Raw genomic sequence first — 20,811 nt, 5'->3', positions numbered from 1 at the left:
GCTGACCACCGCGCCCGGCGTATCAGACGGCGAAGAGCAGGTACTCACGCTCCCAGGAACTGATCACGCGCTTGAAGTTTTCATGCTCGGCCCGCTTGACCGCGACGTAGCCGGTGATGAAGGTCTTGCCCAGGTACTTCTCGATGGTCGCGCTGTTTTCCATGCGTTCCAGGGCGTCTTCGATGGTCAGCGGCAGGCGCAGGTTGCGGCGCTCGTAACCACGGCCCACGACTGGCGCGCTCGGGTTGATGCCTTCGACCATGCCGATGTAGCCGCAGAGCAGGCTCGCGGCAATCGCCAGGTACGGGTTGGCGTCGGCGCCCGGCAGGCGGTTTTCCACCCGACGGTTCTGCGGGCCGGCATCCGGGACGCGCAGGCCCACGGTGCGGTTTTCTTCGCCCCACTCCACGTTCACCGGCGCCGAGGTGTCCGGCAGGAAGCGGCGGAACGAGTTGACGTTCGGGGCGAACAGCGGCAACAGCTCAGGGATCAGTTTCTGCAGGCCACCGATGTGGTGCAGGAACAGCTGGCTCATGGTCCCGTCTTCATTCGAGAACACGTTCTTGCCGGTCTCGATGTCGATGATGCTCTGGTGCAGGTGCATCGCACTGCCCGGCTCGCCGGTCATCGGCTTGGCCATGAAGGTCGCGGCCACGTTGTGCTTGAGCGCGGCCTCACGCATGGTGCGTTTGAACACCAGGATCTGGTCGGCCAGCGACAGGGCATCGCCGTGACGGAAGTTGATTTCCATCTGCGCCGTGCCGTCCTCGTGGATCAGCGTGTCGAGGTCCAGCTCCTGCAATTCGCACCAGTCGTAGACGTCTTCGAACAGCGGATCGAATTCGTTCGCCGCTTCGATGGAGAACGACTGACGACCGATCTCCGGACGCCCGGAACGGCCGACTGGCGGTTGCAGCGGATAATCGGGGTCGTCACTGCGCTTGGTCAGGTAGAACTCCATTTCCGGCGCCACGATCGGCTGCCAGCCCTTGTCGGCATAGAGTTTCAGGACTTTCTTGAGGACGTTGCGCGGCGACAGCTCGATCGGGTTGCCTTGCTTGTCGTAGGTGTCGTGGATCACCTGGGCGGTCGGCTCGATGGCCCACGGCACCAGGTACACGGCGTTCTGGTCGGGGCGGCAGATCATGTCGATGTCGGCCGGGTCGAGCAGTTCGTAATAGATGTCGTCTTCGACGTAGTCGCCGGTCACGGTCTGCAACAGAACGCTCTCTGGCAGGCGCATGCCTTTTTCGGCGATGAATTTGTTGGTCGGCGAGATCTTGCCCCGGGTAATGCCGGTCAAGTCGCCGATCATGCATTCGACTTCTGTGATCTTGTGGTCTTTCAACCAATCGGTGAGCTGGTCGAGGTTGTTACTCATAAATGCCTCTGGGCTGAGTCTCCTGACAGATGTCAGGCAATGTTTGACGCACCAGGCGTCGCGTTAAAGGGCCTTGCTTGCGCGCAGTGCCGGCTTACGCCCGGCACCGCGCATAGACAATGAAGGAGGAGCTTACCTGCCCTTTACGCTGGCGTTGCATTTCCTGTGCACATCCCGGGCGTGCAGAATCACGGGCACGACGACGGGCGCGGTGCGGGCCGGGAGAGGGAAAGAGATCTATATTGAAAGGAGAACCGCTAAAGAGGATGCCTTCGCACACGTCCAGAATATCGGACGCTGCCGCTCGATCTGCCATGGATCTGGAGATCGCTGACACGTTGCAGGCCTTGCTGGCCGCGCTGCGGACGGACGTGTCGCCACTGATGTGGTAAGCATGCAGACCGGACTGCAAAGAGCAGTCGGTGACGCCGATTAACGGCAGGCGAGACATGAAGCACCCCGGTATTATTGCTGTTATGGGTTTGATCGGAGCTTAGCCTTGTTCATTTTTTTACACAACACCCCCGTAAAAAATACAACACGGCCTGCTCAAGCCTGCGGGTGGCGCGTCCTTCACGGATAAAAAAATGCCCCAAAGTGCCCCATAAACGCCCTCGCGGCGCTTTTTCAGGGCACAAAAGGCCTCGCTTGACTTCGGCAGGCCGTTCGGGTTGACTGAAACCAGAAAAGATCAATGATTGATATTTTTAACAACAAAGGTGTTGCATCATGTCGGTACCCCCGCGTGCCGTTCAGCTTAACGAAGCGAACGCGTTCCTTAAGGAACATCCTGAGGTTCTGTACGTTGACCTTCTGATTGCGGATATGAATGGTGTGGTGCGCGGCAAGCGCATCGAACGCACCAGCCTCCACAAGGTTTACGAGAAAGGCATCAACCTGCCGGCCTCTCTATTTGCTCTGGATATCAATGGCTCCACGGTGGAAAGCACCGGCCTGGGCCTGGACATCGGCGACGCCGACCGTATCTGCTATCCAATCCCCGATACCCTGTGCAACGAGCCATGGCAGAAGCGCCCGACCGCGCAACTGTTGATGACCATGCACGAACTGGAAGGTGACCCTTTCTTCGCCGACCCGCGCGAAGTGCTCCGTCAAGTTGTTGCAAAGTTTGACGAGCTCGGCCTGACCATCTGCGCCGCGTTCGAACTCGAGTTTTACCTGATCGACCAGGAAAACGTGAACGGCCGCCCTCAGCCGCCACGCTCGCCGATCTCCGGCAAACGCCCGCATTCGACCCAGGTTTACCTGATCGACGACCTCGACGAATACGTCGACTGCCTCCAGGACATTCTGGAAGGCGCCAAAGAGCAAGGCATCCCGGCCGACGCCATCGTCAAGGAAAGTGCCCCGGCGCAGTTCGAAGTGAACCTGCACCACGTCGCCGACCCGATCAAGGCATGCGACTACGCGGTCCTGCTCAAGCGTCTGATCAAGAACATCGCCTACGACCATGAAATGGACACCACCTTCATGGCCAAGCCGTATCCGGGCCAGGCAGGCAACGGTCTGCACGTCCACATTTCGGTTCTCGACAAAGAAGGCAAAAACATTTTTGCCAGCGAGGATCCCGAGCAGAACGCCGCGCTGCGTCACGCGATCGGCGGTGTGCTCGAGACCCTGCCCGCGCAGATGGCTTTCCTCTGCCCGAACGTCAACTCCTACCGTCGTTTCGGCGCACAGTTCTACGTGCCGAACTCGCCGAGCTGGGGCCTGGACAACCGCACCGTGGCCCTGCGCGTACCGACCGGCTCCGCCGACGCGGTCCGTCTGGAACACCGCGTGGCCGGCGCCGACGCCAACCCGTACCTGCTGATGGCTTCGGTGCTGGCGGGCGTGCATCACGGCCTGACCAACAAGATCGAGCCGCCGCCTCCCACCGAAGGCAACAGCTACGAGCAGAACGAGCAGAGCCTGCCGAACAACTTGCGCGATGCCCTGCGCGAGCTGGACGACAGCGAGGTGATGGCCAAGTACATCGATCCGAAATACATCGATATCTTCGTCGCCTGTAAAGAGAGCGAGCTGGAGGAGTTCGAACACTCCATCTCCGACCTCGAGTACAACTGGTACCTGCATACCGTTTAAGCGGATTGCAGGAATAAAAAGCGCTGCCGGCTTCATCAGCCCGCAGCGTTTTTTTATGGCCGCCTGCGGCGGATCGCTGGCAAGCCAGCTCCCACAGGGTTCTGTTGTGTACTCAAATCTTGTGTTCGACACAGATACCTGTGGGAGCTGGCTTGCCAGCGATGGCGGCCGACAAGACAACGCAAGAGCCGGCTCGTACAATGCCCGCTGCCCCGCAGGAGACTTTCATGACGCGTCCCGCCCCCGTTCGCAAACCTCGTGCCCGCAGTCAGGCGCGGATCGATTCGATACTCGACGCCGCGCGCACGCTGCTGGCCGCCGAGGGCGTGGCGAGCCTGTCGATCTACAGCGTGGCCGAGCGCGCACAGATTCCGCCCTCCTCGGTCTACCACTTCTTCGCCAGTGTTCCGGCGCTGCTCGAAGCGCTGACGGCGGATGTGCACGCGGCCTTCCGTGCCTGCCTGCAAGCACCGATCGATCACGATGCCCTGCGCGACTGGCGCGACCTGTCGCGGCTGGTCGAAGAGCGGATGCTGGAGATCTATGGCGAGGATGCCGCCGCCCGCCAACTGATCCTCGCGCAGCACGGCCTCACCGAAGTCACCCAGGCCGACCGCCAGCACGACCTCGAACTCGGCGACCTGATGCACAAGCTGTTCGATCATCACTTCGAACTGCCGCGACTGCCGGATGACGTCGATGTGTTCGCACTGGCCATGGAACTGGGCGACCGCGTCTACGCCCGCTCGGTGCAGCAGCACGGGCAGATCACCCCGCGCATGGCCGAGGAAGGCATGCGGGTGTTTGATGCCTATATCGGGCTGTATCTGCCGCCCTATCTGCCCAAACGGATTCTCTAGCGATGATCGCTCCCACGCTCTGCGTGGGAATGCAGCCCGTGACGCTCCGCGTCACTGGACGCGGAGCGTCCCCAGAGGCATTCCCACGCGGACGGTTCGACGCCTCGACGTGGGAACGACCAACATCAGCGATCAACAAAAAACCCCGAAGGGCTCACACCCTTCGGGGTTGTTTTTTACTCACAGGCTTACAACTTGGCGATGGACACCTCGGTGGACTTCACGAAGGCGATCACTTCGCTGCCGACCTCCAGTTCCAGCTCCTTGACCGAACGGGTGGTGATCACCGACGTGACGATGCCGGAAGCGGTCTGCACGTCGATTTCCGACAGCACGTCGCCGAGAACGATCTCCTTGATCGCGCCTTTGAACTGGTTGCGTACGTTGATGGCTTTGATAGTCATGATATTTCTCCTGAGGTCGAAATAAGCCGCAAGTTGCGAGCTTCAAGCTGCAAGCAAAAGCACTGAGCTTCTACTTGCAGCTTGTAGCTTGCTGCTCGCAGCTGCTTCATTGCGCCCAACGCAGTTGCGTAGGCAAGGGTGAAACGGGTTCCGGCGCCGGCGGCTCGCCGGGCAGGGACAACACTCGGTTGAGCACTTCGGTTTCCAGCGCGGCCAGGCGATGGGAGCCACGCACCCGAGGACGCGGCAGCTCCACTTGCAGGTCGAGGCCGACTTCGCCGTCCTCGATCAGAATCACCCGGTCGGCAATCGCCACCGCTTCGCTGACGTCGTGGGTCACCAGCAACACGGTGAACCCGTGCTGTTGCCAGAGACGCTCGATCAGTTGCTGCATCTCGATCCGGGTCAGCGCATCCAGTGCGCCCAGCGGCTCGTCGAGCAGCAACAGACGCGGTTGATGGATCAGCGCCCGGGCCAGCGCCACGCGCTGCTTCTGCCCACCGGACAATGCCGCCGGCCATTCATTGGCGCGATCGGCGAGGCCTACTGCATCCAGCGCCTGCAAGGCTTGCGGACGCCAGTCGCCCTTGAGACCGAGACCGACGTTGTCGATGATCTTTTTCCACGGCAGCAGCCGCGCTTCCTGGAACATCAACCGGGTGTCATCCCGCGCATCGCTGAGCGGTGCGGCACCGGCGAGCAGATCGCCGCCAGTGGGTTGATCGAGGCCGGCGAGCAAGCGCAGAAATGTGCTCTTGCCGCATCCGCTGCGCCCGACCACGGCGACAAACTGCCCTGCCGGAATGTGCAGATCGATGTCACGCAGTACCTGCCGCGAGCCGAAAGTCTTTTGCAGGTTGCGCACCGCCAGCGGAATCCCGCGCAGCAGGCGTGGAGGTTGTTGAGCGGTCATGCCGCACCTCCTTTCGCCACTTGATACGCCGGATGCCAGCGCAGCCACACACGTTCAAGTCCACGGGCCGCGAGGTCGGCCAGTTTGCCGAGCACCGCGTACAGCAGAATCGCCAGCACCACCACGTCGGTCTGCAGGAACTCGCGGGCGTTCATCGCCAGGTAACCGATGCCGGAGCTCGCGGAGATGGTTTCCGCCACGATCAGCGTCAGCCACATGAAGCCCAGGGCGAAGCGCACGCCGACCAGAATCGAAGGCAGCGCGCCCGGCAGAATCACCTGCCAGAACAGGCTGAAACCGGACAGGCCATAACTGCGCGCCATTTCCACCAGCGCCGGATCGACGTTGCGGATGCCGTGATAGGTGTTGAGGTAGATCGGGAACAAGGTGCCCAATGCCACCAGGAAAATCTTCGCCGACTCGTCGATGCCGAACCACAGGATCACCAGCGGAATCAGCGCCAGGTGCGGCACGTTGCGGATCATCTGCACCGAGCTGTCGAGCAGGCGTTCACCCCACTTCGACAGGCCGGTGATGAACCCCAGCACCAGGCCGATGCTGCCACCGATAGTGAAGCCCAGCGCGGCGCGCCAGCCGCTGATTGCCAGGTGCGTCCAGATTTCGCCGCTGCGTACCAGGCTCACGCCGGCTTCGATCACCGCCACCGGCGCCGGCAGAATCCGCGTCGACAGCCAACCGGCCGACACCGACAACTGCCACACCGCCAGCAACAACACCGGCAACGCCCAGGGCGCGAGGCTGTGGATAAATTTCTTCATGGCGGCGCCTCAGCTCTGGGACGCGGCTTTGGGAAGAATGTCGTTGGCCACCATCTCCCCGAACGGGCTGACGTAACCGGCGCTTTTCGGCAATTCCGGGCGCTCGACGTCGAGGTGCGGGAACAGCAGTTCGGCCACCCGATACGATTCTTCGAGGTGTGGATAACCGGAGAAGATGAAAGTATCGATGCCCAGATCCGCGTATTCCTTAACGCGCGCCGCCACGGTCGGGCCGTCGCCGACCAACGCCGTCCCGGCACCACCGCGCACCAGACCGACGCCGGCCCACAGGTTCGGGCTGACTTCGAGGTTGTCGCGACTGCCACCGTGCAGCGCAGCCATGCGTTGCTGGCCGACCGAATCGAACCGCGCCAGCGAAGCCTGGGCACGTTTGATGGTGTCGTCGTCCAGGTGCGAGATCAGGCGATCTGCCGCTTGCCAGGCCTCGGCATTGGTTTCCCGCACGATCACATGCAGACGAATGCCGAAGCGCACGGTGCGGCCGAGCTTGGCGGCCTTGGCGCGCACCTGTTCAATCTTCTCGGCCACGGCTGCGGGCGGCTCGCCCCAGGTCAGGACCATTTCCACTTGTTCGGCGGCCAGATCCTGCGCGGCTTCCGACGAGCCACCGAAATACAGCGGCGGACGCGGTTGCTGGATCGGCGGATAGAGCAATTTGGCGCCCTTCACGCTGATGTGCTCGCCGTCGTAATCCACGGTTTCGCCTTCCAGCACCCGACGCCAGATCCGGGTGAATTCCACCGAGGCCTGATAGCGCGCTTCGTGATCGAGGAACAGACCGTCGCCGGCCAACTCTTCCGGATCGCCACCGGTCACCAGGTTGAACAGCGCACGACCGCCGGACAACCGATCCAGCGTTGCCGCCTGACGCGCCGCCACCGTCGGGGAAATGATCCCGGGGCGCAGGGCGACAAGGAATTTCAGACGCTGGGTCACCGGGATCAGCGATGCCGCCACCAGCCACGAGTCCTCGCAGGAGCGGCCGGTGGGAATCAGCACGCCGCCGAAGCCCAGGCGATCCGCCGCTTGCGCGACCTGTTGCAGATAGCCGTGATCGACGGCGCGGGCGCCTTCGGCGGTGCCAAGGTAATGGCCGTCGCCGTGGGTTGGCAGGAACCAGAAGATGTTGAGGCTCATGGAGTGGTCTCCTTGGGGATTCGATTTACTGGGCTTGGGTGACCGAGCTTTGGGCCACAGCGGCCGGTGGGGTCCAGATCACGTCCTTGATGCTCAACGGCTTGGGAATCAGCTTGAGCTGGTAGAAGGTGTCGGCGATTTTCTGTTGCGCGGCGACCACTTCCGGGGTCAGGAACAGCGCGCCGTAGCCCTGGCGCTTCACCGAGGTCAGGGTGATGTCTGCCGGCAGGCCGAGCAGCGGCGACACCTGTTGGGTCACGTCTTCCGGGTTGGCCTTGGACCACTCACCGACGGCGCGCACTTCTTCCACGAGGGTCTTGATCACCTCGGGATTTTTCTGTGCGTAGGGTTTGGTCGCCAGGTAGAACTGGTGGTTGTCGACGATGCCTTTACCGTCACGCAGGGTGTGCGCTTGCAGTTGCTTCTCGGCGGCGGCCTGGTACGGGTCCCAGATGACCCAGGCGTCGACGCTGCCACGTTCGAACGCGGCGCGGGCATCCGCCGGCGGCAGGAATACGGTTTGAATGTCGGTGTACTTGAGGCCGGCATCTTCCAGCGCACGCACCAGCAGGTAGTGGACGTTGGAGCCTTTGTTCAGGGCGACTTTCTTGCCCTTGAGATCCGCCACCGATTTGATCGGCGAATCTTTCGGCACGAGGATCGCTTCGCTGTTCGGCGCTGGTGGCTCGTAGGCGACGTAGAGCAGATCGGCACCGGCCGCCTGGGCAAAGACCGGCGGGGTTTCGCCAGTGACGCCGAAGTCGATCGAACCGACGTTCAGGCCTTCCAGCAGTTGCGGGCCGCCGGGAAATTCAGTCCATTGCACGTCAACGCCTTGGGCGGCGAGACGCTTTTCCAGGGTGCCCTTGGCTTTGAGCAGCACCAGCGTGCCGTACTTCTGGTAACCGATTCGTAGCGTCTCGGCTTGAGCTTGAGTGATGGCGCCGAAGGACACAGCCGCAGCAAACAGAGCGACCAGACCACGACGCAAAAATACAGTGCGCATAGCGCTCTCCTTTTTGCTGTTGGGTTGTGGCTGCACCTGCTTGGCCGTTGGCGGCTGAGTAAGGTGAGTACTTCAAGTTTCGGTGTGGCTCAAATGCTCCAGCGAGCACTCAACAAACGTTCGTTCAGCAGCCCCGGCTCCAGCGGCTTCGGCCGGCGGGCCATGGCGCTGACAAACTGGTCCAGCGCTTCATGCAACCGCTGCTCCAGCGCCGGTGCCAACTGCGCCTGGGCGCTGCCTTCGCCGTAGGCGATCTGGCTGTCCTCGGCAAAAATCCCTTGCAGCATTTCCTGGGCCTTCAACGCCGACAGCACCGGTTTGAGGGCGTAATCGACCACCAGCATGTGAGCGATGCTGCCGCCGGTAGCCATCGGTAAAACAATCTTGTGGTTCAGCGCACGCTCGGGCAGCAGATCCAGTACGGTCTTCAGGGCACCGGAAAACGACGCCTTGTACACCGGCGTAGCGATCAGCAGGCCATCGGCGTTTTCAATCTGTTGCAGCAAGTCGAGCACCTTCGGGCTGTCGAAGCGGGCGTGAAGCAGGTCTTCGGCCGGGAAGTCCCGCACCTGATAACTCACCACTTCCACCCCTTGCTGCTGCAACCAGCGTTGCGAGCGTTCCAGCAACACCCCTGAGCGGGAACGTTGACTGGGACTGCCACCGAGTGAGACGACCAGCATTCAGAAAATTCCTTGCGCGTTACAGGCGATTCGCGGGTTGCGATCTCGCTTCGATGTGAGTGACCTTACCAGCTGATTTATATATCCATAAATCATATTTATTCATTTGGTTATTCTTTATGGAGATATGCATTTCCCTTTCTTGCGGCAAAAAAAACAGGCCGTGAAAACGGCCTGAAACCCTGCATCGTGGTTCCTAGTGACTGATCGTTCCCACGTCGAGGCGTCGAACCGTCCGCGTGGGAATGCCGCCCGTGACGCTCTGCGTCACAGTGGACGCGGAGCGTCCATGTATTCATTCCCACGCGGAGCGTGGGAACGATCCGAGATAGGTTATTTGTTCGGCTGTGGGGTGAGGCGCAGGTACGGTTTCACCGCGCGGTAGCCTTTCGGAAAGCGTTGCTTGATTTCGTCTTCGTCCTTGAGCGACGGCACGATCACCACTTCTTCACCGTCCTGCCAGTTGGCCGGGGTGGCTACCTTGTAGTTGTCGGTGAGCTGCAGCGAATCGATCACCCGCAGGATCTCGTGGAAGTTGCGCCCGGTGCTCGCCGGGTAGGTGATGGTCAGGCGGATCTTCTTGTTCGGATCGATCACGAACAGCGAACGCACGGTCAGGGTGTCGTTGGCGTTCGGGTGAATCAGATCGTACAGATCGGACACCTTGCGATCGGCATCGGCCAGGATCGGGAAGTTGACGATGGTGTTCTGGGTTTCGTTGATGTCCTCGATCCACTTGTGGTGCGAATCCACCGGGTCGACCGACAGTGCAATGGCCTTCACGCCGCGTTTGGTGAACTCGTCCTTGAGCTTGGCGGTGAAGCCCAGCTCGGTGGTGCACACCGGGGTGAAGTCTGCCGGGTGGGAAAACAGCACGCCCCAGCTATCGCCCAGCCATTCGTGGAAACGAATCTTGCCGGCGCTGGAATCCTGTTCGAAATCGGGGGCGATATCGCCAAGTCTGAGGCTCATGGTGCGGCTCCTGATGAGTTGTTGGAGACCTCAACTGTAGCTTGTGATTCGTTCTTCTGAAAAAGAATAAATAACTAGATATCTATATCTTTATTGAATATTAAACATCTGTTCACTGGACGCCCCGCAGCATCGCGACGAACATCGCCCTCAAGGTTCGAGAAGGCCTTGAGTTGCTGTAAAGAGGGGAACATCGGGAAAGGCTTACGGGGGTGAGCCGGACCCGAAAACGCAAAAGCCCCGTCCGGCGCGATGCCGGACGGGGCTTTTTTTACATCAATGCAGGAGCGCGCTATTACAGCAGCGGGATCGAGTAGCTGACGATCAGGCGGTTTTCGTCCTGCGAACGGGTGTTCGGCAGGTCGGTGCGCCATACAGCGTTTTTCCACATCAGGCCGACGTTCTTGAACGGACCTTCCGGTACGACGTAACCGATGGTGAAGTCGCGTTCCCACTCGGAACGGTTCGAAGCGTTTTCGCGGCCGTTGGTGCCAACGGTGTCGATCGAATCGCCTTTCAGGTAAACCACACCAGCGGTCAGGCCAGGTACGCCGACTTTAGCGAAGTCATACGAGTAGCGGGCCTGCCAGGTTTTCTCGCCGGCACGACCGAACTTCTGGATCTGCATGTCGGTGATGGTGTAGTTCGACGAACCGTCGCCCTGGTTCAGCCAAGGGAAGTCGGAGCTGCCGTTGGAAACCTGGTAACCGCCACCGAAGGTGTGACCTTCAACGGTGTACAGGAACAGGCCGCTGTACAGGTTGTTGTCGACTTCGCCACGACCGGAACGGAAACCGGTGTAGTTGCCGCTGCTGTAGTAGGCCGGATCAGTGCCGTTCTTGCCGTCGTCGGAGCTGTTGAAGTAACGGAAGTCAGACTTCAAGACACCCGGGCCGATGGCCCAGTTGTGTACCAGACCCAGGAAGTGCTGCTTATAGAAGTCTTCCAGGTTGCCGTAGTAGTACTGGGCAGTCAGGTCTTTGGTGATCTTGTAGTCGCCACCGGCATAGATGAATTTGTTGCTGTCACGGAAGCCAGTGCCACGGGTGTTTGCACCGCCGATGGACAAGTTTTCGTTGTTGCTGGAGTTACGGCCTTTCACGGCTTCGATCTGACCACCGACCAGGGTCAGGTCCTTGATTTCGCCGGAAGTGATCTGACCGCCCTGCCAGGTTTGTGGCAGCAGACGACCGTCGTTGGTCACGATCACCGGGTTTTTCGGCTGCAGGGTGCCCAGCTTCAGTTCGGTCTGGGAGATCTTGGCTTTGGCAGTCAGACCCAGGCTGGAGAAGTTGTCCACTGCTTTGCCGTTGGACTCGCTCGGGAACACAGTGCCGCCGTAAGCGGTGCCGCTGTTGCCGTTGGTGCCGCCGCCCGAATCCAGACGCACGCCCAGCAGGCCGATGGCATCAATACCGAAGCCTACGGTGCCTTGGGTGTAGCCGGAGATGAAACGCAGATCGAAGCCTTGGCCCCACTCTTCGTTCTTGTTGGCACCAGCGCCATCGCGGTTGTCAGTGTTGATGTAGAAGTTACGCAGACCCAGAGTGGCCTTGCTGTCTTCGATGAAACCGGCGGCGCCTGCCTGCTGCGCCAAAACCCCTACGGCCACGGCCAGGGCCAAGGTGGACTTGTTCATGTTTCGCTCCTCTCGTTTCTAATTCTTGTGTTCCTGGTCCGGGGTCTGATGCCCCTGGATCCTAAGATGCGCGATTAGCGCCAGACCGTGACTGACAAGTCAATCGTAACCTTGTATGTCTACGACCAAGGTCTAATCGCAGTGATTTGGTCCCTGCAGGGTAAAGACTTCCTGATAAACCCAAAAAGAATTTATTCATTCTTTTTCATACCATTCGGCTATATGGCCAGCCAATTGCCATCTGCACCGGGATACAGCGTATCGGCGACTAAGCTCATTACTAAATGGTATTTGTTAGCCTTTTTTTAGATCGATTAGCTTTGACGCAACCCCGATTCGTCAAACCCTATCGAAAAGGCGACGCCATGATGGCCAAACGCGCACTATCTAGTCAATTTGTTACAGTTTGTGTGTCGGCGCTGATTTCTTTTTCAGCCCATGCCGCCAACCTCACCGTGGGCTACCAGACCGGTATCGACCCAAGCAAAGTCCCCCAGGCCGACGGCGTGTACGAGAAGGCCATCGGCGAGAAAATCGACTGGCGTCGGTTCAACAGCGGCCCGGAAGTTGTGACAGCCATCGCCTCCGGCGATGTGCAGATCGGCAACCTCGGCTCGAGCCCGCTGGCGGCCGCCGCTTCGCGCAATCTGCCAATCGTGGCCTTTATCGTCTCGGCGCAGATCAATGCCGCCGAAGCGCTGGTGGTGCGCAACGGCAGCGGTATCAACAAGCCCGAAGACCTGATCGGCAAGACCATCGCCACCCCGTTCGTTTCCACCTCCCACTACAGCCTGCTCGGCGCGCTCAAGCACTGGGGCCTGGACACTTCGAAAGTCAAAGTGGTGAACCTGCAACCCGCAGAAATCGCGGCCGCCTGGAAACGTGGCGACATCGACGGCGCCTTTGTCTGGTCGCCGGCGCTGGGTGAAATCCGCAAAACCGGCAAGACCCTGACCGATGCCGCGCAGGTCGGCCAGTGGGGCGCGCCGACCTTTGAAGTCTGGGTAGCGCGCAAGGACTTTGCCGAGAAGCATCCTGAAGCCGTGGCCAAATTCGCCAAGGTGACTCTGGACTCGTTCGCTGATTACGCCGCCCATAAAGACAGCTGGACAGCCGATTCCGTACCTGTACAGAAAATCGCCAAACTGACCGGTGCCAATCCTGCCGACGTTCCGGAATTGCTCGCGGGCTCGGCGTTCCCGGACGCCAAGGCGCAACAGACCACGGCGCTGCTGGACGGCGGCACGGCGAAGGCGATTGGTGAGACGGCGAAGTTTTTGAAGGAGCAGGGCAAGGTCGAAAGCGTTTTGCCTGACTACTCGCCGTATGTCAGTGCGAAGTTTGTAGCCGAATAAACGCTATCGCGAGCAGGCTCGCTCCCCCACAGGCTCGGTGAACCTTTGTGGGAGCGAGCCTGCTCGCGATGAGGGCGTCACATCACAGAGACTTTTCGAAGATCTTCGAATTGCGCTGATAGTTATAAAGAGAAGCCCGAGCCGCCGGCAGACGTTCGACGCTGCTTGGTTCGAAGCCACGCTCGCGGAACCAGTGGGCGGTGCGGGTGGTGAGAACGAACAGGGTTTTCAGGCCTTGCGCCCGGGCACGGGTCTCGATGCGCTCGAGCAGTTCGTCGCCGCGACCGCCATGGCGATACTCAGGATTCACCGCCAGGCACGCCAGCTCGCCGGCATCCGAATCGGCAATCTGATACAGCGCCGCACAGGCGATGATCATCCCTTCACGCTCGACCACGCTGAACTGCTCGATCTCGCGCTCCAGCACTTCGCGCGAGCGACGCACCAGAATCCCCTGCTCTTCCAGCGGGCTGATCAGATCGAGCAAGCCGCCGACGTCTTCAATCGCCGCCTCGCGTACCAGTTCGAATTGCTCCTGGGCCACCAGCGTACCGCCACCGTCACGGGTGAACAGTTCGGTCAGCAGCGCGCCGTCCTCGGCATAACTGACGATATGGCTGCGCGCCACGCCGCCACGACAGGCTTCGGCGGCGGCATCCAGCAGTTCCGCCTGATAGTTGCTGCCCAGACGCTGCAAATGCGCCGGCACTTGCTGCGGACGTAGCTCGCGCACCAGTTTGCCGTTTTCGTCGATCAGACCGAGGTCGGCGCCGAACAGCAGCAGCTTGTCGGCGCCTAGATCGATGGCGGCGCGGGTGGCGACGTCTTCACAGGCCAGGTTGAAGATTTCACCGGTCGGCGAATAACCCAGCGGCGACAGCAACACGATGGAGCGCTCGTCGAGCAGACGGTTGATGCCTTTGCGGTCGACCCGGCGCACTTCGCCGGTGTGGTGATAGTCGACACCTTCCAGCACGCCGATCGGCCGCGCCGTCACGAGGTTGCCGCTGGCCACCCGCAGGCGCGAGCCCTGCATCGGCGAGGAGGCCATGTCCATCGACAGCCGCGCTTCGATGGCGATACGCAACTGGCCGACCGCGTCGATCACGCACTCCAGCGTCGCGGCATCGGTGATGCGCATGCCGTGGTGGTAATGCGGGGTCAGCCCGCGTGCGGCGAGGCGAGTTTCGATCTGTGGACGGGAACCGTGAACCAGCACCAGCCGCACGCCGAGGCTGTGCAGCAATACGATGTCATGGACGATGTTGCCGAAATTCGGATGCTCCACGCCGTCGCCCGGAAGCATGACAACGAAGGTGCAATCGCGGTGAGCATTGATATAAGGAGACGCGTGGCGAAGCCAATTGACGTATTCGGGCATGAACCTGGGCCTGTAATAAATAGCAGCCGGAAAAAGGGCAGAACGGAAAACGCACAGCGGGCTGATGGTTATCGTCGGAACAGGCTTGGCGACACGCGCGCTCTCCTCATGAATACGGGTGGGTGTTTGGGCAATTTATACAGCTTTGAGACAGTAATGTTCGATCAACTGCCGCAATAGATGCACGGTAGGCTGCAAACGTGACATTTCGAGGTACTCGCCCGGTTGGTGCGCACAGCCGATGTCGCCGGGGCCGAGTACGATGGTTTCGCAGCCAAGGCGCTGAAGATAAGGCGCTTCGGTGCCGAACGCTACCGCTTCGGCCTTGTGGCCGGTGAGTTTTTCGGCAATTCGCACCAGTTCCGCGTCTTCGGCCTGCTCGAACGGCGGCACTTCGGGAAACAGCGGCGCGTAATCGATCTTCACTTTATGCCGCTCGGCGACCGGGTTGAGTTTGCGCAGGATCTCGCTGCGCAAGACGTTCGGGTCCATCCCCGGCAACGGCCGCAGATCGAATTCCAGCGAACACTGGCCGCAGATGCGGTTCGGGTTGTCGCCCCCGTGGATACAGCCGAAGTTCATGGTGGGTTGCGGCACGCTGAACTGCGGGTTGTTGAATTCGCGCTGCCACAGCAGGCGCAGGCCGCGCAGTTCGCCGATGGCATCGTGCATCGCTTCGAGTGCACTGTGCCCCAGGCGCGGATCCGACGAATGGCCGCTCTGCCCGAGGATATCGATGCGCTCCATCATGATGCCCTTGTGCATGCGGATCGGCTTGAGCCCGGTCGGCTCGCCGATCACTGCCGCCCGGCCCAGCGGTCGCCCCGCTTCGGCCAGCGCCCGGGCACCGGACATCGAGCTTTCTTCATCGCAGGTAGCGAGGATCAGCAGCGGCTGCTTGAACGATTGATCGAGCAGCGGTTGCACGGCTTCGATGATCAGGGCGAAGAAGCCCTTCATGTCGCAACTGCCGAGGCCGACCCAGCGGCCGTCGACTTCGGTGAGTTTCAGCGGGTCGGTTTTCCACAGCGCATCGTCGTACGGCACCGTGTCGCTGTGTCCGGCCAGCACCAGCCCGCCGGGGCCGCTGCCGAAACTGGCGAGCAGATTGAATTTGCCGGGGTTGACCTGCTGGATGTCGCAGCTGAAACCCAGGTCGCCGAGCCAGCCCGCGAGCAGATCGATCACCGCCCGGTTGGACTGGTCGAGGCCCGGCTGGGTGCAACTGACCGACGGCGCGGCGATCAGTGCAGCGAACTGGTCTTGCATGGACGGCAAAGGCATCGCTGACTCCAACTCCCGGATTGAGGTTCATCATAGAACCATCCGGCGCCGAGAATAAACCGCCGCAAAGCGTAGGAAGGTTCAGTCCTGTACACTGCACGGCCTTGGCAGCCACACATTCCCCCGGCTGCGCTCCCGATCCTGGATTTTCCGGCCATGCAGAAAGAAACCGAAATCAAACTCCGCGTCAGCCGCGAAACCCTCGCCGCCCTGCGCGAGCACCCTCTCCTGAAAAAACGCAACAAAAGTGGCTGGGAACGCCGTGAGTTGATGAATCAGTACTTCGACACGCCTGAGCGTGACCTGGCCCGGGCCAAGGTTGCCCTGCGCCTGCGCAAGGACGGCGAAGAAGTCATTCAGACCCTCAAGACCCGTGGCCAGAGCGTCGCCGGCCTGTCCGAGCGTAACGAGTACGACTGGAACCTGCCCAAAGCCAAGCTCGACGTGAAGAAACTCGACGGCGAGTGCTGGCCCGAGTCCCTCGCCGAGCTGGACAAGAAAACCCTGAAGCCGATCTTCACCACCGATTTCGTCCGCGAGCGTGCCGAAATCGCCTGGGGCCGTGGCAAGACCAAAGTGGTCATCGAAGCCGCGCTGGACCTGGGCCACGTGGTAGTCGGCAAACAGAAAGAAGAAATCTGCGAGCTGGAACTGGAACTGCGCGAAGGCGAACCTGCCGCGCTGCTGGAACTGGCCGCCGAACTGGCCGAAACCCTGGCCCTGATGCCGTGCGACATCAGCAAGGCCGAGCGCGGCTATCGCCTGTACGACGCCAACAGCTACTCGCTGAGCCTGCCGGCGCCGGCCATCACTACTGAAACCCCGCTGGACGACGCCTTCGCCGCCCTGGCCTGGCACTTGCTCGGCAGCAGCCAGCGTCTGGCCGAACAGTATCGCTTCAACGGCCACTGGCGCCTGCTGCAGGACTGGGTCGAGAACCTCGCGGAAATGCGCGCCCTGCTGAGCAGCCTCGGCCAGGCCGCACCGCGTCCGTCGACCCACGACTTGCGCGTTGCCCTCGATGCCCTGCTGGAAGACTGGCGCCCGCTGGTACAAGTCGGCATCGAAGACGAAGACGTGCGCAAGGCCGCGCCGGAGCAGTTCCTCGAAGAACTGGAAGACCCGCGCTGGGGCCTGTTCTCGCTGAACGCTTCGCGCTGGTTGCTGGCCCGTACCTGGACGGCTGACCGCAACACCCGTGGCAATCGTCAGGGTGCCGCGCAGTTGCAAAGCTGGCTGCCGCGCCTGCTGGGCGAAGAAGCCACTTCGCTGCAACTGCAGCGTTATCAGCAGCAGCCGGAAGATCTGGCCGAGCAATTGCCGCGCATCGAACGCATCCAGGTCTGGCTGCACCACGCGCGCAACGTGCTGGAGATCCCGGAAATGGATCGTCTGTACGGCGAGCTGAACAAACTGGCGCAACTGGCCAACGAACCGACCATCACCGACGAACTGCTCGATGCACGCAAGCATCAGGCGATTGCGGTTTACCAGAACCGTGCCTGGAAAATGCTGCTGCGCATGTAACACCGCCATCGCTGGCAAGCCAGCTGTGTGATCGTTCCCACGTCGAGGCGTCGAACCGTCTGCGTGGGAATGCAGCCCGGGACGCTCCGCGTCCCAAAGCGGACGCAGAGCGTCCATTGAGGCATTCCCACGCGGGAGCGTGGGAACGATCATCACCGCGCAATCAACGCAGTACCGGCAAACTCGTCGTCGACTTGATCTCCGACAACGCCACGATCGAGTTCACTTCCTGAATCCCCGGCACCAGTGACAGCTTCTCGAAAAAGAACCGCTCATACGCCTCGATGTCCGCCGCGACAATCCGCAACAGAAAATCCACCGCCCCCATCAGCACGTAACACTCCAGCACTTCGGGAAAGCCGCGAATCGCCTCGGTGAACTCAGTGAAGTTCGAACGGCCGTGGGCGTTGAGTTTGATCTCGGCGAAAATCTGCGTGTTCAGACCGATTTTCTTGCGATCGAGCAAGGTCACCTGGCCGCGAATGATCCCCTCCTCCTTCATCCGCTGAATCCGCCGCCAGCACGGCGATTGCGACAGGCCCACCTGTTCGGCGATCTGTGCGCTGGACAAGGAAGCGTCCTCTTGCAGCAGGGCGAGAATGCGCCGGTCGTAGCTGTCCAGCTCGCTGTGCATAAATAATCCTCAAATTCAGCCAAACCCGAATTGATCTACCCGATCAATAGCGTAATCGGCTCATCTTAGATAAGAAATGCCCGGCATCGAATGTAAAAATTCCTCCACTGATTCCGGAGACCTGTCATGCCACACCTCGAAGCCGTCAACACCCCTGCGCCCCGTGCCGATGTGTGGAACGCCAGCAACGCCCATTGCCTTGCGCAGTACCAGATCCTGGCCGAGGCCGAGCCGGATTTGCTGGTGCGGGTGCTGAACCTGTTCGCCTTGCAGTGCCTCACCCCGGAACAGCTCAATGTCCAGCGGCTGGACGACTTGCTGTCGATCGACATCGTCATGGGTGGCCTGAGCTGGCACCGCGCCCAGGTGATCGCGGAAAAACTTCGTAACCTGATCAGCGTCTGCTCGGTGGACCTGCAAAACCCCGAAGCGGCGTGGGATGCGCCGGCACAGGCGGCCGGCTGACAAGAACCGAAACGTCTTCGTCGGGTAGTGGCCCAACGGTCGGCGGGGCCACGACTATCCTTTGCGCACTGTCGTTCAAAAGGAGCCCGCATGTCCGTTCAACTCGCCACTCAGGACCGCTGGCTGGATCTCAATGAGGTACTGCGTGAACTGGTCGCCCAGGGTTTCATCAGCCAGGACTCGGCCGAGCAGGCGCTGAATGCCCGGCGCCGGCATGCCGCCCACGGCCAGAAGCACCCGCTGGAATTCATCGCCAGCCAGCAACTGGACGATCTCAGCCGTCCGGGCAAACACCTCGACCTGGAAAGCCTGACCCTGTGGCTGGCGCAGCAGGCCGGCCAGCCGTACCTGCGAATCGATCCGCTGAAGATCAACGTCGCCGCCATCACGCCGCTGATGTCCTATGCTTTTGCGCAGCGCCACAAGATCCTCGCGGTGTCGGTCGACCGCGACGCGGTGACCGTGGCCAGCGCCCAGCCCTATGTCAGCGGCTGGGAGGCGGATCTGACTCACGTCCTCAAATTGCCGATCAAGCGAGTGGTGGCCAACCCGGCGGACATTCAGCGTTTCAGCGTCGAGTTCTTCCGCCTCGCCAAATCGGTCAGCGGCGCCAGCAATGCCGATGCGCAGGGCGGCAACCTCGGCAACTTCGAGCAACTGCTCAACCTCGGCGCCAGCGATCAGGAGCCGGACGCCAACGATGCGCACATCGTCAACATCGTCGACTGGCTGTTCCAGTACGCCTTCCAGCAACGGGCCAGCGATATCCACATCGAACCCCGGCGCGAACAAGGCACGGTGCGTTTTCGCATCGACGGCGTGCTGCACAACGTCTATCAATTCCCGCCGCAGGTGACGATGGCCATCGTCAGCCGCCTGAAAAGCCTTGGCCGGATGAACGTCGCCGAGAAACGCAAACCCCAGGACGGCCGGGTCAAGACCAAGACTCCGGACGGCGGTGAAGTCGAGTTGCGGCTGTCGACCCTGCCCACCGCGTTCGGCGAAAAAATGGTGATGCGGATCTTCGACCCGGAGGTGCTGCTCAAGGATTTCGATCAACTTGGCTTTTCCGCCGACGACCTGCGCCGCTGGCAGGACATGACCCGCCAGCCCAACGGCATCATCCTGGTCACCGGCCCGACCGGTTCCGGAAAGACCACCACGCTGTACACCACGCTGAAAAAACTGGCGACCCCGGAGGTCAACCTCTGCACCATCGAAGACCCGATCGAGATGGTCGAGCCGGCCTTCAACCAGATGCAGGTCCAGCACAACATCGACCTGACCTTCGCCGCCGGTGTGCGCGCGCTGATGCGACAAGACCCGGACATCATCATGATCGGCGAGATCCGCGACCTGGAAACCGCCGAAATGGCGATCCAGGCGGCGCTGACCGGGCACCTGGTGCTCTCGACCCTGCACACCAACGACGCGCCGAGCGCCATCAGCCGTCTGCTGGAACTCGGCGTGCCGCATTACCTGATCAAGGCCACCGTGCTCGGTGTGATGGCGCAACGACTGGTGCGAACCCTGTGCCCGCACTGCAAGGCGCCGCTGACTCTTGATGAAGAAGACTGGCAAACCCTGACCCGGCCGTGGCAGGCGCCGCTGCCGGGCAATGCGCAACGGGCCATCGGTTGCCTGGAGTGTCGCGACACCGGTTATCACGGGCGCGCCGGGGTCTACGAAATCATGCAACTGAGCGACAGCCTCAAGGCCTTGATCAGCCCCGACACCGATCTCACCGCGATCCGTCGGCAGGCGTTCAAGGAAGGCATGCGCAGCCTGCGATTGTCCGGCGCGCAGAAAGTCGCGGCGGGGCTGACAACTCTTGAAGAAGTATTGCGGGTGACACCACAGAGCGAGCAGAAATAGCCGCTCACGGAACCGGATCGGGGAAACGGCGATCCAAGCGGTTATTCAACACCAGTGGAGTCACCCAACATGCGTCTCAAACTTGCTGTCGCCACCCTCGCCTTGCTGTCCCTCCCTGTTGGTTCAGCGATGGCCGACAGCTTTTGGCGTAACGTCATTTCGTCCGGTGCCACCACCGGCTCGACCTACCTGACCTTCAAGGATCACAAACTGATCGTTGCCGCCCAGGACGACGCGGGCAGCTTCGTCGCCAGCGACGGCGGTATCCGTGGCCCGTACCTGGAAGCGGCGATGCAGAAAGTCCGCGCCGACAACCCGGGCCTGCAGGCCACCGATATGGAACTGGCGAACGCGATCCTGGCGAAGAATGCCGTGGCGTCGGAATAAGA

The 20,811-nt window shown here is 61.2% G+C and carries 19 protein-coding genes; 7 read left to right on the top strand and 12 right to left on the bottom strand.

All coding sequences use genetic code 11. The annotated features are described in order from the left end of the window. Positions 1–22: 22 nt before the first annotated feature. Positions 23–1,381, bottom strand: coding sequence for a glutamine synthetase family protein (locus tag CAF80_RS11740; RefSeq protein ID WP_007953514.1), 1,359 nt, complete (start codon positions 1,379–1,381; stop codon positions 23–25). 729 nt (positions 1,382–2,110) lie between these two features. Here CAF80_RS11740 and CAF80_RS11735 point away from each other — a divergent pair. Both CAF80_RS11735 and CAF80_RS11730 read left to right on the top strand, forming a co-directional pair. Further along, a complete protein-coding gene (locus tag CAF80_RS11735) occupies positions 2,111–3,487 on the top strand; it encodes a glutamine synthetase family protein (protein WP_039765386.1) in 1,377 nt (458 codons plus the stop codon). A gap of 227 nt (positions 3,488–3,714) precedes the next feature. Further along, on the top strand, positions 3,715–4,347 hold the full coding sequence (locus CAF80_RS11730; protein WP_039765384.1) for a TetR/AcrR family transcriptional regulator: 633 nt from the start codon (positions 3,715–3,717) through the stop codon (positions 4,345–4,347). 188 nt (positions 4,348–4,535) lie between these two features. Here CAF80_RS11730 and CAF80_RS11725 read toward each other — a convergent pair whose 3' ends face one another. From CAF80_RS11725 to CAF80_RS11690, 8 genes are all read right to left on the bottom strand, one after another. Then, positions 4,536–4,751 carry a molybdopterin-binding protein gene (locus CAF80_RS11725; RefSeq protein ID WP_007953520.1) on the bottom strand — a complete coding sequence of 72 codons (216 nt, stop codon included), beginning with the start codon at positions 4,749–4,751 and terminating at the stop codon, positions 4,536–4,538. 106 nt (positions 4,752–4,857) lie between these two features. After that, positions 4,858–5,664 carry an aliphatic sulfonates ABC transporter ATP-binding protein gene (ssuB, locus tag CAF80_RS11720; RefSeq protein WP_039765381.1) on the bottom strand — a complete coding sequence of 269 codons (807 nt, stop codon included), beginning with the start codon at positions 5,662–5,664 and terminating at the stop codon, positions 4,858–4,860. Beyond that, positions 5,661–6,443, bottom strand: a complete 783-nt coding sequence (ssuC, locus tag CAF80_RS11715; protein WP_011336451.1) for an aliphatic sulfonate ABC transporter permease SsuC — start codon at positions 6,441–6,443, stop codon at positions 5,661–5,663. Before ssuC ends, ssuB begins: the two co-directional genes overlap by 4 nt. 9 nt (positions 6,444–6,452) lie before the next feature. Beyond that, complete coding sequence (gene ssuD, locus CAF80_RS11710; protein ID WP_011336452.1) at positions 6,453–7,601, bottom strand: FMNH2-dependent alkanesulfonate monooxygenase; 1,149 nt, start codon at positions 7,599–7,601, stop codon at positions 6,453–6,455. 25 nt (positions 7,602–7,626) lie between these two features. Continuing rightward, positions 7,627–8,607, bottom strand: coding sequence for a sulfonate ABC transporter substrate-binding protein (locus CAF80_RS11705; RefSeq protein WP_007953529.1), 981 nt, complete (start codon positions 8,605–8,607; stop codon positions 7,627–7,629). A gap of 89 nt (positions 8,608–8,696) precedes the next feature. Next, positions 8,697–9,290: an NADPH-dependent FMN reductase gene (ssuE, locus tag CAF80_RS11700; protein WP_011336454.1), complete on the bottom strand. Its 594-nt coding sequence runs from the start codon at positions 9,288–9,290 to the stop codon at positions 8,697–8,699. Between the two features lie 333 nt (positions 9,291–9,623). Beyond that, entirely contained in the window at positions 9,624–10,262 is a 639-nt protein-coding gene (locus CAF80_RS11695; protein ID WP_011336455.1) for a peroxiredoxin, read from the bottom strand. 295 nt (positions 10,263–10,557) lie between these two features. Continuing rightward, complete coding sequence (locus CAF80_RS11690; RefSeq protein WP_039765378.1) at positions 10,558–11,901, bottom strand: OprD family porin; 1,344 nt, start codon at positions 11,899–11,901, stop codon at positions 10,558–10,560. Positions 11,902–12,266: 365 nt separating this feature from the next. On the opposite strand from CAF80_RS11690, the gene tauA reads away from it, so the two are divergent. Beyond that, the gene (gene tauA, locus CAF80_RS11685; RefSeq protein ID WP_039765377.1) at positions 12,267–13,256 is read left to right on the top strand and encodes a taurine ABC transporter substrate-binding protein; all 990 of its coding nucleotides are present in this window, start codon (positions 12,267–12,269) and stop codon (positions 13,254–13,256) included. Positions 13,257–13,338: 82 nt separating this feature from the next. Here the strand turns inward: tauA and argA are convergent, their stop codons facing one another. Beyond that, positions 13,339–14,637: an amino-acid N-acetyltransferase gene (gene argA / locus CAF80_RS11680; protein ID WP_007951778.1), complete on the bottom strand. Its 1,299-nt coding sequence runs from the start codon at positions 14,635–14,637 to the stop codon at positions 13,339–13,341. A 135-nt stretch (positions 14,638–14,772) separates the two neighbouring features. Beyond that, positions 14,773–15,921, bottom strand: a complete 1,149-nt coding sequence (argE, locus tag CAF80_RS11675; RefSeq protein WP_085667367.1) for an acetylornithine deacetylase — start codon at positions 15,919–15,921, stop codon at positions 14,773–14,775. A 156-nt stretch (positions 15,922–16,077) separates the two neighbouring features. Here argE and CAF80_RS11670 point away from each other — a divergent pair, with 156 nt between their 5' ends. Next, complete coding sequence (locus CAF80_RS11670) at positions 16,078–17,448, top strand: inorganic triphosphatase (RefSeq protein WP_085667366.1); 1,371 nt, start codon at positions 16,078–16,080, stop codon at positions 17,446–17,448. A gap of 163 nt (positions 17,449–17,611) precedes the next feature. Here the strand turns inward: CAF80_RS11670 and CAF80_RS11665 are convergent, their stop codons facing one another. Further along, the gene (locus CAF80_RS11665) at positions 17,612–18,082 is read right to left on the bottom strand and encodes an Lrp/AsnC family transcriptional regulator (protein ID WP_007951785.1); all 471 of its coding nucleotides are present in this window, start codon (positions 18,080–18,082) and stop codon (positions 17,612–17,614) included. A gap of 126 nt (positions 18,083–18,208) precedes the next feature. Between CAF80_RS11665 and CAF80_RS11660 the strand changes: the two genes are divergently transcribed. The 3 genes from CAF80_RS11660 to CAF80_RS11650 all read left to right on the top strand — a co-directional run bounded on the left by CAF80_RS11660 (position 18,209) and on the right by CAF80_RS11650 (position 20,809). Then, positions 18,209–18,547: a hypothetical protein gene (locus CAF80_RS11660; RefSeq protein WP_085667365.1), complete on the top strand. Its 339-nt coding sequence runs from the start codon at positions 18,209–18,211 to the stop codon at positions 18,545–18,547. Between the two features lie 90 nt (positions 18,548–18,637). Further along, positions 18,638–20,422 (top strand): GspE/PulE family protein, encoded by a 1,785-nt coding sequence (locus CAF80_RS11655; RefSeq protein WP_039765369.1) that lies wholly within the window; start codon positions 18,638–18,640, stop codon positions 20,420–20,422. A 69-nt stretch (positions 20,423–20,491) separates the two neighbouring features. After that, positions 20,492–20,809 (top strand): DUF2388 domain-containing protein, encoded by a 318-nt coding sequence (locus CAF80_RS11650; RefSeq protein ID WP_007951791.1) that lies wholly within the window; start codon positions 20,492–20,494, stop codon positions 20,807–20,809. Positions 20,810–20,811 lie beyond the last annotated feature (2 nt).

Origin of the sequence: Pseudomonas sp. B34(2017) (assembly GCF_002112915.1) — a bacterium.
Lineage (GTDB): Bacteria > Pseudomonadota > Gammaproteobacteria > Pseudomonadales > Pseudomonadaceae > Aquipseudomonas > Aquipseudomonas pharyngis.
Note: the sequence above shows the minus strand (reverse complement) of the source record. Positions and strands in the feature narration are given on the sequence as shown.